The sequence below is a fragment of the Candidatus Paceibacterota bacterium genome (assembly GCA_028718635.1).
Classification (GTDB): Bacteria; Patescibacteriota; Minisyncoccia; order Phycocordibacterales; family UBA9973; genus UBA9973.
The window spans coordinates 173,212-187,636 of the sequence record JAQULK010000001.1 but is presented as its reverse complement, the minus strand read 5'-3'; the positions used below and the strand labels follow the sequence as shown (position 1 = coordinate 187,636).

Genomic DNA, 14,425 nt, shown 5'->3' with positions numbered 1-14,425 from the left:
GGCATAACAAAGCAAAAAACATTATAAGAATCAAAATTCTATTTAATAAAAGTTACCACCTCCTGCCCTAGGCTGAGCCCAGACATAATCTCTGTCAGCCCACCATCTGCTTCGAGTCCTGTTTCCACCGGCACTTCGGTGTAAGTTTTCGTTTTCGGATCATTGATCACTCTTACAATGCGCTTGTTGTCTTTGTTTATGATCGCGCTGTTTGGAATCACTAATACATTTTTCTTTTCCGCCACGGTTATCGTCATGTTGTCGGTCATGCCAGGCTTGATCTCAGGAATTTTTTCCAAACTACCAGTCACTTTGTAATTGACTACGCCAGAAATAACAGTGGAGGCAGGATTCACTGTAAGCACTTTGGTTGTAAAATGTTTATCCGGACCAAGCGCATCAAAAGTATTGTCGATTGATTGACCTACGGCGACAGAGGCAATGTCAGCTTCACTAACCAAAGCTTCGGCATGCAATTCTCCGACATTTAATAATTTTAGCGCTTCTTTTGAGGCCTGCGCCAATTCCCCAACTTTTATATCCACCTGGGTAATCGTACCGCTCGTAGGAGCAATAATTTTAGCATTCTGAATTTTTATTAAAATACTATCCACGCTGGCTTGCGCTTGAGCAATTTGCGCTTCAGCTACAGAATCAGTGACTCCCACATTTGCCTCCGCCCCCGCAATAGCAGTATCTCGATTCTGTAAAGCGAGTTGGTAAGCATTGTAGTTGGTATTGTAATTGGTAGCAGTTTTGTTCGGAATGTTTATCTTAAATTCAACTCCAGATTGTAAAGTCTTGGTTTTATCAAAAGATAGAAAGAGTCCACAGTTTCCCATAGGTCTTGGAATATCGGTTAACAACAGAGATCCTTGTTCTAGCCCAGAGTAGTTTACAGAAACACCGCCTGCTGAACCATAAGTTTTTAAGTCATAAGTTCCTTCTTGATCACAGCTGTAGGTTCCGGAAACTGTTGGAGCATCCGAACCGCTATAGTCTCCGACTGTTAGAACAGAAAGGGTGGAGTTTAGGAGAGTGCGGTGGGCGTTTTGGACGAGGATGTTTTGCTCAGCAGTTACGTTTGCGAGATTACTTTTTGAAGAAGACGCACGCTCTTGTGCTAAAACCAAACCAGCTTGCGCATTGTGCAATTGAGCTACAAGATCGCTCGTGTCTTGTTCTGCTAGTACTTCTCCGGCGTGCACCACATCTCCTTCTTTTACCAAAACTTTTTTCACTACTCCGCTTGATTGCCAGCTCAAATCTAAATCCGTAGAACTGACGACTTGTCCGGTGGCTAGAACTGTTTTTTGGATATCTTGCTGTTTAACCAAAACGGTTTGAATGTTGCTGGTGTTAGATTTTTTGCCAAAAATAAGGTAGCCCAAAAACAATAGGACTAATATAACGATTGTCCAAATAATCTTCTTTTTGGTAAAAAACGCCCTTATTCTCATTAAAATTGTGTTGATTTGCATCGTTTCATTATATACTGCGAATGACAAAACACAACTTTTCGAAAATATGTTACAATTACTTTATGGATCCCGTTAGAAGCCGCGATCGCAATTTTAAAACAAACAAAAACATGAAACCAAGTATTGAGAAAATTAATAACCTAATATATCAGATACGCGAGTTGATCGCGATCTGCTTCTAACGGGATGGAAATAATCGAAAGATCAGATGAAAAATTAGTTTGGTCTGCCTTGGAATACGAAGAGAAAGATCGAACCTCGGATTGGTTTTGGGCGCTCGGCATCATTGTGGTGACAAGCTCCATCGCTTCTATTATTTTTGAAAATTATTTTTTTGCAGCTTTAATTATTCTTGCTGGAATCCTGCTCGGATTTTTTGCCATTAAAAAACCAGATACGATCACCTATGAATTAAATCAAAAGGGCTTGATCATTAGAAACCGCCTTTATCCTTTTGAAAATATAAAATCCTTTTGGGTTCAATTAGGAGAACATCCTGAAGCAGGTATTAAACCAATCCTTTTCATTCATTCAGAAAGAGCTTTTATGCCTATTCTCTCTATCCCAATAGCTGAAGCAATAGCAGAAGATATTCACTCCATAATGCTTTCAAAAAATATTCCAGAAGTGGAAATGAAAGAACATGCTTCAGAAAAAATAATGGAGGCCTTGGGGTTTTAGAAATACAACCCTCCCTGCCCTCCCTTATCAAGGAGGGAAAATTCTTATAGTCCCCCTGACAAGGGGGATTTAGGGGGTTGCATCTTTACCTTAAAACAAAAAACTGTTAATCTAAAACTACCAAAGAAATTATGCCTTCGTCGTTCAATGGATAGGACGCAACTTTGCGGAAGTTGTGATGCAGGTTCGATTCCTGCCGAGGGCACCAGCACGAGTGAAGCCAACTTCTTGGCTTCTTGCAGGAAGCGAAAGGCTTTTACTTATTTTTTATTTATAAAAAATGTAAAAGGTATACTGTTCCTGTAAGGAAAGATTACCCTGCCGAGGGCACAAATGTATTTTTTACTTAAAATTCAAACTTAATCAGGAATTTAATAATTTTTTATAAAAATGAAGAGGAGTTTTGGGATAGTTTTCACAGATTGACATTTTTGTCAAGGTATGATACAATCCTAGGTGGAAAAGGAGTGGGGATTTCCCTCACAAGTTCTATAAATTTTTTAATAAAAAAGGAGGTAATAGCCATGAAAAAGCTATTCCTAGCCACACTAGTGGCTACCGTACTGTTGTATTCCGCGTTTGCTAACGCGGAAAAGCAGAGGTTTTTCGGAAATGATAAGGCAAAGTGTGAAAACTCATTGCCGACAAAGGATTTCACTTCCTACGAGCCGAAATATTTCGGTCTCAAGGGAAAAAATCCTGTCAATGGGACGACAATAGTCGCCGCTCCGACAGAGAGGGATCTCTGCGCACACATGCTGACTACGGCCGGCTGGCAGTGGGTAGGGCAAGAAATTGGGACAGTCCTGCGCTGGGAAGCCAAAGATGGGGTCCTTATAAGACCCATCGCCCGTGACGACTGCGGAAATCCTATAGACGGGATTTCCTACGGCCCCCCGGCTACCCCCACCTCGCAGCCAGCACAAAAGCTGGCGCAAAACATGACCCAGTCGCAGGTGGTGACCCAGCCAGCGTCTACCACCCCGACCGTGATCATGGTAAACGTGCCGGCACAACAACCGGCACCGGCAACACAACCTCAACAGTATGAGGACCCATGCGCAAGGCATGGTGTTGGGGTCGACGTAGGACCTTTTGGGTTCATCGGCTTTACAGCTGGACCCATCTGTAATCCCCCTTCTTATAGTGGTTCAGTATACTATCCGGGCAACGGTCCAGTATACTACCCCACAGAAAGCGGAAGAGGAGGTAGGGGGGGAAGAGTTGTTATAAACAACAACTTCAACAACGGTGGTCAACGCGGTGGCAACCGAGGTGGTGGTGGCGGACACCGCGGAGGAGGAGTCGGCCCCGGTGCCAACACCATCGGTGGTCGCTAAATTTCTAGGCATTCCTTAAGTTATATTTCTGGGAATGCTAACATCATAGTGGAGTTTCGTTTGTTTACACACGAAACTCCACTACTTTCCAAAGTTATGAATTAGTGCTAGTTTAAGATTCATAATTCCGGAAAGTAAAAATGTCGAATTTTTACTTTAAAATTAAAAAAATAACTACCTCTAAAGAGGCAAAAACAACATGAATAAAAAAATAAAATTGTCGATCGGGTTGATATTGAGTGTCTTTGCACTCTTTAGCTTTTTTATAATTCCATCTAAGGCTTCCGCTTTGACTTGCAATAGTGCAACCTTTGTTGGTGACGTAACTACCGGCACCCCTCCTGCCTATGCTAGGTTTATATACAGTCCAGATTTTACTACCGTGCAAAACGGTGGAGGAATGGTAACTGAGACAAAATATTTTTATACAGAAGGAACTTTTCCAATTGAACAATTTGTCGCTAACCTGTCTCCAAGTACCACCTATTATTTCGAACTCATAGTAACAAATAATTACGGCACTAACACTGGTGGTATTAAATCTATTACCACTCCCGCTTGTACCCCAACCCCAACTCCCATAAACGGAGGCTGGAGTGATTGGAGTCCTCAGTCTACTCAATGTGGATACACCGGCACTCAAACTCGCACTTGTACTAATCCAGCTCCAGCTAACGGAGGAGCCTATTGTTCTGGACCATCTAGTCAATCATATACAACTGCACCTTGCCCAGTTCAGCAACCCACTGTTACCTTGAATGCTAATCCGACGACTATCCAATCTGGACAAAACTCTAATTTGACCTGGAATTCCACAAACGCAACTTCCTGTTCCGCATACTGGACTTCAAGTACCGCTACGAATGGTTTCGGTATTGTCGTACCAAATATTACCACCACATACAGTATCACTTGTTACGGCGCCAGCGGCTTGAGCGCTACAGCACAAGCTACTGTGTACGTGAATCAAGCACAACAGACTTGCCAAGATCCGAATGCGATAAACTACGGTGGTTCATTGCCTTGCAGATACCAAAACGCAAATCCTACCGTTACTCTGTACGCTAGCCCTTCAAGTATCCAATCTGGACAAAACTCTACCTTGACCTGGTATTCTACCAATGCTACTTCCTGTTCCGGTTACTGGATGAACAGTAATGCCACTTCCGGTTCTGGAATTGTCGTGCCAAATGTCACTACCACCTACAGCATTACTTGTTACGGAACGAACGGCTTGAGTGCCACCGCTTCTGCGACGGTATATGTGAATCAAGTACAGCAAACTTGCTTAGACAGAAATGCTAATAATTATGGGGGAGTATTGCCTTGTACCTACAATAATTATATTCAGGTATGCCAAGACCCTAACGCTATAAATTACAGAGGGGTATTGCCTTGTATCTATAGGGCTGTAAATAACCAACCTACGGTAACAGTCTATTCAGATAAAGTGAGTGTTCCTTATAATGGAACTGCCACTGTTCGCTGGATTACCACCAATGCAACTTCTTGTTATGCAAGCGGTGGATCTGTCGGCTGGGCAGGAGCAAAAAGTATTGGTCCGGGAAGTTTTTTCACTGGATCACTAACGAGTAGTAAATCTTATACCCTTACCTGTAGCAATAGTTTTGGATCTGCTACTGATTCAGAAACAATAAGTGTTCGAAATCCCGTTGGTCCAAAACCTACTCCGACTTCGCTCGTGCTTATCACTTCTTCTATCGATCGCAATCAACCAATAGTTCCTACCATAGACAACACCAGACCGCGCCCAGGAGATGAGATTAATTACACTGTGAGTTATCAAAATATTGGCACAGGGTCAATTACCAATCTTAATCTGCAAATAAATCTTCCTTTTGAAGTAGATTATCTGTCTTCTAATCCAAATAATCCGATTATCTCTGGCAATACCTTAATCTTCAATCTAGGAACACTCAAAGCAAATGGCAAAGGGACAGTAACCATCAGGACTCGAGTGCGAGAAAATATTCCTGCTGGAACGAACTTAAATTTCCCTGCAACTTTGAACTACACTGATCCTTCCGGTCAAAACCAATCAGTAAGCGCAAATGTTTCCGCACAAGTTTGGAGTAATCCAGAAAATGAAATTGTTGTACCCCTCGGAGCAAACGCTTTCTGGGCTGGATTCTTCCCGACAAATCTATTCGGCTGGCTCTTGCTAATCGTTCTGATCCTCGTTCTCATCTTCTTGGCACGATATTTGTTTGGTTATACCGAACCATTTACGAAGAAAACTATCACCACTAAAATAGAGCATTAAGAAACAATCAAACGAATGATCTGTTTATTGTCTTGCGAAAGACCAACCTATATTAACACTAGAAATAGTCATCGCGCTCATATTTACCGTGCAAGTACCTGCCGACAAGTCTGCACAATCACTTCCAAACCCTCCGACCAAACCCTGACTATTCCTATATCCCGACCACCCATTGAATTTATAACCGGCTTCTGGATGAGCGGTAAATTTTATCACACTTGTTGGAGAATAATCATAACCGCATGCCCACATACTTGAACCTGCTTTTACCCCGCATTGCATTTTCCCAATACTATCAGATACATACCCCCCAACAAACTGCGCGCTAACGGTTATTTTTTTATAATTCGCCGGCGCGACAAAACAAGCATCGATTCCGGCTATTAGATCACTTTGTGTTGATTGAGGAATAGTTAAAGAACAAGTGCCGTTTGTAGAACATCCAGACGGCTCCTGAGAACAACCATTCTCGCAACTACATCCGGCAGTCCACCTTTTAAATGTATAAATTGGATCTGTTACTTGAGCTATAAGAGTTACCAAATCCCCAACATTATATCTCTGTCTGCATATTTTATTATTTCCGGCACCTTCGCACTCTATCGTTCCTTTATTACCGGTAATCTTTCCCCACCCATTTTTTACAACCAAATCATAATAAGTAGTTCCGGGTGTCAGTTCTACTGACGCTCCAACATTCACATCAGTCATTAATGTCGACATTGTAATTGTGCATGTTCCACTTTTAGTGGCACAATCACTTCCAAACCCTGGAAGTAATGGGTATTGAGCATTCGTATACCCAGACCATCCCATAAATGAATAGCCCGTACTAGGTGTTGCTGTCAATATAACAGTATCAGATTCATTAAAAGTTGCTCTACATTGAGTCCCTCCTTGTCCACAATTTATCCCCGCTAGATTACTTACAACTTTTAAATTTGAACCTCCTGAAGTGCTTATAGTGCGTGGACCAGAAGGAAATTGACGTTCACATACTTTTTGATGCTCGCCGCAATAATATCCAAAATTGCAGTTTCCACAACCTATATACCCCCCACACCCATCAGTCCAAGCTCCACAAATTATTCCCTGAGGGCATGATGTTGCTTTAACACAAGATGGTGAACACATATTATTACAAGTAGAAGATGTAAAAGTTCCGTTAACATTATCTTGGACACAACCGGTATTAGCACACTTGTACTTTGGAACTACCCCGACATTACAAGAATTATCACAAGTAGAAGATGTAAAAGTTCCGTTAGCATCATCTTGAACACAACCAGTTTCTGAACATTTATATTTAGACAGAACAGGGGAAGTAGAATCAACCACATTCACGTTAATGGTTGTTTCAGCAGTAAGCCCTTGACTATTCTTTACGGTAAATTTAGCCGTGTAAATTCCTACATTATTATAAATATGAGAAAAGGTGGCTGTTGAAACAAAGTTCGCGCTCATAGCACTAGCACTACTTGCTATGTCTCCCCAACTCACATTATAAGACAAAACTCCTTGCTCTGAATCATTCGCCATTACAGTCCAAGTGCCAGTTTGCCCAACATCTAAAACAGTTGGTCCGCTTATTCCAGAAATTATTAGAGTTTGGTTGGTAGATTTCACACAAGTACCAAAAGTTCCTGCAATATCACGAGGAGCATAAGCCATTAATCCTGGACAGCAAGATGGAGGCGGAATATTTCCCGGTACTACCGCGCCCAAACTTCCACCCTCAGATACACAAGCAGGCGCAACTGAAGAACAAGAATAAGAAACTCCATAAGTACTATTAATCAAAGGACACATCTTTTGCCATGGTGTAAGTTTTATTTTTTCTAAAGTATCAGAACCCACTACTCCTGTTGTAGTAATACTATTTTCTGCTTGATATTTCATCACTGCGCTTTTAGTTATGGGACCATAAATACCATCAACTTTTCCAGAAAGAAAATTAGCATCTTTTAAAATCTGTTGGACGACTTTAACATCTTCTCCTTTTGAGCCCATTGCAAGTTGTCGTTTAAATAAAGTATCTAGGATAGAATTATTTCCTGTATTTTCTGTCCATGTATTACAACGCTTGCCTGTTGTTGTACTAAATATATCACCAGTTGGACAAGAAACAACTAAACTTGTGCTAATACAAGCTTGGCCAGTTACCGAATTAAATAAATCGCCAGACGCACAATTAGCTGCACTCACAGGTTTAGCGTTAAAACTTAATAATAAAGTTAAGAATAAAGCAAAAACAAACAAAACCGACATATATTTTTTCATATACTCTAGTATATCTCTCCTTGTGCATATTTAACAAATAAAGTTATCCACACAAAAACTTATTATAGACAAAGAATTATTTTCTGACAGAATAGTTACCAGTCGCTATCCATTTATAAGTAGTCATTTCTTTCGCACCCATAGGACCACGAGCGTGAAGCTTAGAAGTGGAAATACCGATCTCTGAACCGAGTCCGAATACTGCGCCATCAGAAAATCGAGTCGAGGCATTCACATAAACCACCGCCGCATCAACTTTATCCAAGAACTTCTGGGAGTTTTGTTTATTTTCTGAGAGAATAGCCTCAGAATGTTTGGAGGAATATTTATTGATATGCTTTATCGCTTCATTAATATCTGAAACAATTTTCACAGACATTTTCTGGCTTAGGAATTCTCGTCCAAAATCTTTTTCTGTGGCCTTTTTTAAAAGATCAGTTCTATAATATTTTTGTAATATTTTAAAGCTTGGAGAATCGGCAAAAATTTCTACTTCTTTTTGAATTAACAATTGAGCGATCATTGGAAGAAATTTTTCCGCTATTTTTTGGTGCACTAACAAGGTATCTAAGGCGTTGCAAACACTTGGTCGCTGTGTTTTAGCATTAAAAATAATCCGAGCAGAAGAATCAAGCTTGGTAGAAACGTCCACGAAAGTATGACAAACCCCGGCCCCCGTTTCGATTACTGGCACAGTAGCATTCTCTCGTACAAAATTTATTAAATTGGAGCTTCCTCTTGGGATAATTACATCCACTAAACCGTTTGCCGAAATTATATTCAAAACAGCATCTTTTGTTTTTGGATCTATAAACTGAACCGCTTCGAAACTAGCTCCGGATGAAACCAACGCCTTTTTAATAATTTTGTGGAGAATAATATAACTTTCTCTTGCCTCCTTCCCTCCCTTAAGAATAACCGCATTGCCCGACTTAATACATATCGCAGCCACATCTGTGGTTACATTTGGTCGTGATTCATAAATAACACCGATCACCCCGAAAGGCACTCTTTTTTTGCAAATTTTAAGTTCTTTATTCCCTTTACTATTTCGGCAATCAAAAATTTCACCTATAGGATCCGGCATTTTTATCAAACTTTCTATTTCTTTTGCCATGCCCTCAATCCGTGTTTCATTTAAAAGCATGCGATCACGCATGGGATCATTTAATGGAAATTTTTTTAGATCTTTAGCATTTGCTGTAATAATTGTTTTTTTATTTTTACGCAATTCTTTTACAATATTTTTTAAAATTAAAATTCTTTTTGAATGAGGCAAAAGGGCAAATTCTCTAGAGGCTTCTTTCGCTTTATTTAATTGTTTTAATATTTTTTTATCCATTTCAGCCTTGATTTAATTCTTGCGCTCTTTTATATGCAGAACGAATAGCTTTTAATACAATTCCGTTGAAATTTTCTTTTTGAAAAACATCGAGTGCCGCTTCTGTGGTGCCACCTTTGGAAGCAACTTTTTTTATAAGGGAAGAATAATCTTCTTCTCTGCTTAAAATAGCGGCAGCTGAAAATGTTTTCTCTACAAGCTGTCTGCTTTCATTTTTATTAAATCCAAGACTAGCGCAAGCTTTAATCAAACAATCTGCTAAAAGAAAAAAATAGGCTGGTCCGCTGCCAGATATCGCTGTTACTTTATTTATAGTATCTTCATTTTTGACTTCAAAATTTTCTGTGATTTTATTTATAAAATTTTTAACTTTCTTTTTTTCTAATGTAGATATTCCCACACCCTTCCAAACAGCTATACCACAACCCACAGAAAGTCCTAAGTTTGGCATCATTCTTATTATTTTTTTATGCCCGGAAAGATTTTCAATCTTTTTTATCGAAGTGCCAGCCATGATAGATATCAGTATTATTTTTTTATTTAAATAATTCTTAATTTCAAGGATTGCCTCTTTTGCATCTTGCGGTTTTGTAGCTAATATTACAAAATCAGATTTTTCTACTTTCCGAATAAAATTATTTTTATCAGGTTTATCTTTATCTATACCGAAAACGGAGATTTTTTTATCTTTTTTGAGAATTGCTTTTGCAATAGCTTTACCCATCGTGCCGAAACCAATAATTGTAACTTGAGTTTTCATTATTGTTTTTAAGCTAAAAATCTTGTACCTGGAAAATTTTTACTAAAAGCTTTTACTATCGTCCCAGATTTTTCCCCGTTACCTATAAATGTTTCTATCCCTCTTTTGGTTGCATAATCGACAGATGAAATCTTTGCGCACATTCCACCAAATCCAAGGTCAGACTTTCCAACTGAACATAATGCTTTTATTTTAGCATCAATTTTACATACATTTTTTATTAATTCTGCGTTTTTATTGTGGTCAGGATTATCTGTAAAAAGTCCGTCTTGATTAGTTAAAATCAAAAGTTTGTCTGCCTTTAACCCTACCGCCACCATCGCGCTTAGCATATCATTGTCATTAATTCTTAAATCTTCTCTTTTCATCACATCATTCTCATTTATGATTGGAAGAATTTTATGAGCAAGCATCGCCTTTATATTTAAAACAAAATTCTTAAAACGTTCATGGTTCGTAAAGTCATCACTCAATATTAGAATTTGACCAACAACAATTTTATATTTTTTTGCCTCATTAATATAGTTGTGCATCAACATAGGTTGACCAACAGCTGCGGCAATTTTCTTCCGAAGCAAGCTTGAAAAATTAACCAAGGGCAATCCTGTGCCTATGGCGCCAGAAGTCACCAACACAACTTCATGCCCAAGTTTAAAAAGCTCATCAATTTCTTTAATGATTTGCCTAATTCTCCTCTTATTTAATCCTTTTTTATCAGAAATTACTTGAGTGCCTACCTTTATTACTATGCGCATACAACCACTTTATCTCAATAACTCATTATCTGCAAATGCATAATATGCTATACTGACAGCCATGCGGATAAATCCCAACACCAACTTTGGTATTGTTCTGCTTTTTCAATATTTTTAATTACTAAATATATCATTTTATGAAAAATAATAATCAGTCAATAAATTCAGAGCAGAACAAAAAAAGCAATACCAAAGTTGGTGTACGGATAAATAAATACCTAGCTTTAAAAAAAATCTCTACCAGACGAGGAGCGGATCTTTTAATAAAAGAAAAAAAAGTATATATCAATAAAAAATTAGCGGTCCTAGGCAGTCAGGTAAATGAAAATGACATAGTGGAAGTGAAGGGCGCAAAACCAACGGCATATAAATATTATGCATACTATAAGCCAAAAGGCACAGAAACCAGTTCTCCCAAAGAAGGCTTGTTTCCTTTAGGAAGACTAGATAAGGCTAGCCACGGACTAATGATCCTAACAAATGACGGGCGCATCACTGACCAGCTCCTAAACCCAAAATATTTTCACGAAAAAGAATACATCGTCCGCACCAAAGAAAAACTCCGCTCCAACTTCAAACAAAAAATGGAAGCAGGAGTAAATATTGAAGGCTATGTCACCAAACCATGCAAAGTAAAAACAATGAGTGAAAATACTTTTAAAGTAATTTTGACTGAAGGGAAAAAACACCAAATCCGCCGGATGTGCTCGAATCTTTTTCAAGAAGTAGCCGACTTAAAACGTGAAAGAATTATGAATATCAAATTGAACAACTTAAAACCAAATACTTTAAGAGAAATAAAGGGAGAAGAATTGGCTATTTTCCTAAACTCATTAAGCTTGACAAATTAGGCTGTTTTGTGACATACTAAAGAAACAAAGTAGGTGCGAAGAGAGTTTAAAGAGTCGATTTCTAAAGTATATCTTTGTATTTAATAATTTTAACCAAAAAATCAATGACTGGTACAATAAAAAAACTAGTAAGTGAAAAAGGTTTCGGCTTTATAACAGCAGAAGGACTACAGAAGGATTTATTCTTCCACAGCAATTCTCTTGTAGGCGTAACCTTCGATGAATTGAAAGAAGGAGACACTCTTTCTTTTGAAACAGAAGAATCACCAAAAGGATTGAATGCTACAAACGTACAACGCGCGTAGTTTCAAAAAAGAAATAAAAAAACTCTGCGGAAGGTTCCAGCTTGGCTGGAGTAAGCAGAGTTTTTTTTATTTCTTTTTGAAGCGTATCAAGCTTCCATTTTCTCAAACAAATATCTGCCGATCAAAACAACAACCACAGAAAAACCAATGAGTACAAATAAATCAATCCATGGATTATAAATCGAGATGCCTTCAAAAACATAACGCAAGCCGTCTATCCCATAAGAAAGAGGATCGAGCTTCCCTATTATTTGCAGGGCTTTAGGCGCGGTGGTAAGTGGAAAAATCGAACCAGAAAGGAAAAATAAAGGCATCACCAAAAAATTCATAATAATTGGAAAAGCTTGCATGTCGGTAAGCTGGGAGGCTATCGCCGTGCCTAAAGCGGTAAAGAAAAATGCCGTTAAAAACATAAAAAGAAGTGCAGGGAAAATCATCAAAGGGTTGGACAATTTAAAACCGACAAAAAAAGAAATAATCAGAACAGCGATCCCTTGGATGACTGACACCGTCGCTCCGCCAAAAGTTCTGCCCAGCATAATATTAAAACGAGAAACAGGCGCCACCATCGTTTCCTTTAGAAAACCAAATTGTCTATCCCAAATAAGTTCAATGCCTCCGAAAATGGCGGTAAAAACAACGGCCATCGCCACAATGCCGGGCACGAGGAATTGGATATAATTTCCACCGCCCGCCTTGGAAAAGATCGAACCGAAACCGAAGCCAAAAACCAAAAGAAAAAGAATCGGCTGGCCCAAGCTTCCGATGATTCTCGGAATAGATCTGCTGTATTTTTTTAATTGTCTTAACCAAAGAATATATATTGTGTTCATATTGTTATCTTCTTCTACCCCAGGCTCTCGCATGAGAACGAAGCTTGTCTACATCGCTTGCCTCATCGCTTCTAATAGCCTCGCCTGTTAATTTCAAAAAGGCTTCTTCTAGTGAATTTGTGGCAGTTGAATTTTTTAGCTCTTGCGGAGTCCCAGAACCTATTATTTTCCCTTGATCGATAATGACTACTTTATCTGCCATCTTCTCCGCCTCCTCCATATAATGAGTGGTAAGGAAAACCGTTACCCCTTCTTTTTTAGAAAGATCGACAACATAAGACCAAATATGATTGCGAGTTTGCGGATCGAGACCCACAGTGGGCTCATCTAAGAAAATGACCTTGGGTGTGTGGATTAAAGAACGAGCTATTTCAAGTCTGCGCTTCATTCCTCCAGAAAAATTCTTTACGAGCTCTTTTCTTCTGTCCCATAGATCCACTAATTTTAAAAGTTCTTCAATTCTTTTTATACGAGTGGCTTTATCGACAGAATAAAGCACCGCATGAAATTCCATATTTTCATAAGCAGTCAAATCATCATCTAGCGAAGGATCTTGAAAGACAATTCCAAAAGAACGCCTGACTTTATCCCGCTCTCGCCTTAAATTAAAATCATTAACTTTTGCCTCTCCTTCTGTCGGCTCTAGAAGTGTCGTCAACATTTTTATCGTGGTGGTTTTGCCTGCTCCATTAGGTCCTAAAAATGCAAAAATTTCGCCCTTTTCAACCGTAAAAGAAATATCATTTACGGCTGTAAAATCTCCAAATTTCTTTGTTAAGTTTTTTACTTCTATAATAGACATAATTTTTTTACTGAGTGAATTCTTCCCCTTTTGCCCACTTTTTTAGTATATCATAGCCTGCATCCCCGCAAATAAATTTTTTTGTTTGGGTATTGTAGAAAAAAGGAACCCCGCCGCATAATTCTCCATTATCAATTTCGAGTAATTTCTTTTCGTTTTCTTTATTATGCCAAACTTCCAAGCTTTCGATTTTTATCCCCTCTTCCTTTTCCAAACGCTCCACCAGCTCGTGCATATTTACACAATGCGGGCATTCAGTTCCATAAAATTCTAACAGATGTGATGACATAATATATGGTGGTCAAAAATTTGTATTTTTAAAAGCCTTGCGCAGGAGATTAGAAAATAAAGAAAGTACTCTTTCTATTATTTTCTTGATCGACGAGCAGTTCGCTGGCAAAGCTTTGCCAGATAGATTGCTTTTTAAAATATAAATTTTTGATGAACTATTTAACCAACTTTGATAACCGAGATTTCTTGCGAGCTGCGTTGTTCTTTTTGATCACCCCTTTTTGCGCGGATTTGTCGATCGCTTGAAAAGCAAGTGAGAGCATTTTTTTAGCTTCAGCCTTGCCTGTTTCCTTGTTTGTTTTTACAACTTTCTCGATTTTCTTGATTATTTCTTTCATTGCCTTCTTGCGTTGGTCATTGAAAGCCTTCTTTCGAAGAGAACCGCGAATTGCTTTTTTAGCTGATTGTGTTATTGGCATA

14 protein-coding genes and 1 tRNA gene are annotated in these 14,425 nt (G+C 38.8%); 6 read left to right on the top strand and 9 right to left on the bottom strand.

The window, feature by feature from the left end:
- Positions 1-38 precede the first annotated feature (38 nt).
- Positions 39-1,481 (bottom strand): efflux RND transporter periplasmic adaptor subunit, encoded by a 1,443-nt coding sequence (locus tag PHT16_00915; GenBank protein ID MDD5720996.1) that lies wholly within the window; start codon positions 1,479-1,481, stop codon positions 39-41.
- 186 nt (positions 1,482-1,667) lie between these two features.
- Here PHT16_00915 and PHT16_00910 point away from each other — a divergent pair, with 186 nt between their 5' ends.
- The 4 genes from PHT16_00910 (at position 1,668) to PHT16_00895 (ending at position 5,786) form a co-directional block, all read left to right on the top strand.
- Positions 1,668-2,162 (top strand): hypothetical protein, encoded by a 495-nt coding sequence (locus PHT16_00910; protein MDD5720995.1) that lies wholly within the window; start codon positions 1,668-1,670, stop codon positions 2,160-2,162.
- A 133-nt stretch (positions 2,163-2,295) separates the two neighbouring features.
- Positions 2,296-2,370: transfer RNA gene (locus PHT16_00905), tRNA-Arg, on the top strand.
- Positions 2,371-2,593: 223 nt separating this feature from the next.
- Complete coding sequence (locus PHT16_00900; protein ID MDD5720994.1) at positions 2,594-3,502, top strand: hypothetical protein; 909 nt, start codon at positions 2,594-2,596, stop codon at positions 3,500-3,502.
- 199 nt (positions 3,503-3,701) lie between these two features.
- Entirely contained in the window at positions 3,702-5,786 is a 2,085-nt protein-coding gene (locus PHT16_00895) for a hypothetical protein (protein ID MDD5720993.1), read from the top strand.
- A gap of 24 nt (positions 5,787-5,810) precedes the next feature.
- On the opposite strand, the gene PHT16_00890 is transcribed toward PHT16_00895, so the two are convergent.
- The 4 genes from PHT16_00890 to proB form a co-directional block, all read right to left on the bottom strand.
- Positions 5,811-8,066, bottom strand: coding sequence for a peptidoglycan-binding protein (locus PHT16_00890; GenBank protein MDD5720992.1), 2,256 nt, complete (start codon positions 8,064-8,066; stop codon positions 5,811-5,813).
- Between the two features lie 76 nt (positions 8,067-8,142).
- On the bottom strand, positions 8,143-9,408 hold the full coding sequence (locus PHT16_00885; protein MDD5720991.1) for a glutamate-5-semialdehyde dehydrogenase: 1,266 nt from the start codon (positions 9,406-9,408) through the stop codon (positions 8,143-8,145).
- 1 nt (position 9,409) lies between these two features.
- The gene (locus PHT16_00880; protein ID MDD5720990.1) at positions 9,410-10,168 is read right to left on the bottom strand and encodes a pyrroline-5-carboxylate reductase; all 759 of its coding nucleotides are present in this window, start codon (positions 10,166-10,168) and stop codon (positions 9,410-9,412) included.
- 8 nt (positions 10,169-10,176) lie between these two features.
- Positions 10,177-10,923, bottom strand: coding sequence for a glutamate 5-kinase (proB, locus tag PHT16_00875; GenBank protein ID MDD5720989.1), 747 nt, complete (start codon positions 10,921-10,923; stop codon positions 10,177-10,179).
- A gap of 137 nt (positions 10,924-11,060) precedes the next feature.
- Between proB and PHT16_00870 the strand changes: the two genes are divergently transcribed.
- The gene (locus tag PHT16_00870; protein ID MDD5720988.1) at positions 11,061-11,774 is read left to right on the top strand and encodes an RNA pseudouridine synthase; all 714 of its coding nucleotides are present in this window, start codon (positions 11,061-11,063) and stop codon (positions 11,772-11,774) included.
- 104 nt (positions 11,775-11,878) lie between these two features.
- On the top strand, positions 11,879-12,079 hold the full coding sequence (locus tag PHT16_00865; protein ID MDD5720987.1) for a cold shock domain-containing protein: 201 nt from the start codon (positions 11,879-11,881) through the stop codon (positions 12,077-12,079).
- 86 nt (positions 12,080-12,165) lie between these two features.
- On the opposite strand, the gene PHT16_00860 is transcribed toward PHT16_00865, so the two are convergent.
- From PHT16_00860 to rpsT, 4 genes are all read right to left on the bottom strand, one after another.
- Positions 12,166-12,912 carry an ABC transporter permease gene (locus tag PHT16_00860; protein MDD5720986.1) on the bottom strand — a complete coding sequence of 249 codons (747 nt, stop codon included), beginning with the start codon at positions 12,910-12,912 and terminating at the stop codon, positions 12,166-12,168.
- Positions 12,913-12,916: 4 nt separating this feature from the next.
- Positions 12,917-13,714: an ATP-binding cassette domain-containing protein gene (locus tag PHT16_00855; protein ID MDD5720985.1), complete on the bottom strand. Its 798-nt coding sequence runs from the start codon at positions 13,712-13,714 to the stop codon at positions 12,917-12,919.
- Positions 13,715-13,721: 7 nt separating this feature from the next.
- On the bottom strand, positions 13,722-14,003 hold the full coding sequence (locus tag PHT16_00850; protein ID MDD5720984.1) for a hypothetical protein: 282 nt from the start codon (positions 14,001-14,003) through the stop codon (positions 13,722-13,724).
- A 157-nt stretch (positions 14,004-14,160) separates the two neighbouring features.
- On the bottom strand, positions 14,161-14,424 hold the full coding sequence (rpsT, locus tag PHT16_00845; GenBank protein MDD5720983.1) for a 30S ribosomal protein S20: 264 nt from the start codon (positions 14,422-14,424) through the stop codon (positions 14,161-14,163).
- Position 14,425: the final 1 nt, after the last annotated feature.